General features: G+C 44.3%; 2 protein-coding genes. Both read right to left on the reverse strand.

What is annotated here, in order from left to right:
* Positions 1-34: 34 nt before the first annotated feature.
* Positions 35-190: a hypothetical protein gene (locus V7659_RS17740; RefSeq protein ID WP_335541129.1), complete on the reverse strand. Its 156-nt coding sequence runs from the start codon at positions 188-190 to the stop codon at positions 35-37.
* Between the two features lie 176 nt (positions 191-366).
* The coding region (locus V7659_RS17745; RefSeq protein ID WP_335541130.1) for an acyl-CoA dehydrogenase family protein at positions 367-652 on the reverse strand (286 nt) is incomplete at its 5' end.

A 652-nucleotide genomic window follows, 5' to 3' on the forward strand; every position in this document is an offset into this window, starting at 1 on the left:
GTGCCATTTTCTTTAAATACCGGTTTCAGCTTGGTTAGTGATTCAATCGAAGTGTCTGGTCTGGGATGCTCATCTTCATTAAATACTTGATCGTAAAAGCTGTTGTGGTGTCAGGCACTCCCGCTCTTAAGGCAGCCACTCTAGCCACATTGGAGGATTCAGTTGACTGCCTCACTTCTTCCAAAATCACTTCGTCGACTTGACTGGCTAGAATCCCTGCTTTTAATCGCCTCCTCGATAAAGATCGCCAAGATGTCCGGAATTAAGATCTTTTAATGATCCACCATATCTGCCAACTGGTGTCCGAACGGCACTTAAAATGACAATATCATTCATCCTATCCCCCTCTTTTTCTAAAAAAATAGTTTAGCTGTATTCTTTTTCTAATTGCGAGGCAATAATATTTTTCTGAATCTCCGATGTTCCCTCATAAATTCTCGTAATCCGTGCATCGCGATAAAAACGTTCGACCGGGTAGTCGGCAATATAGCCAAGTCCGCCGTGAATTTGCACAGCCTTATCGGCAACGCGGTTGTACACCTCTGAACCATAGAGCTTAAGCATGGCGGCTTCTTTTATTACCTTCCTCTCTTGATCGACCATCCAGGCAACACGGTAGGTAAACGAACGCAGGGCTTCAATTTCAACCGCC

Source organism: Neobacillus drentensis, assembly GCF_036966985.1.
Lineage (GTDB): Bacteria > Bacillota > Bacilli > Bacillales > Cytobacillaceae > Neobacillus > Neobacillus drentensis_E.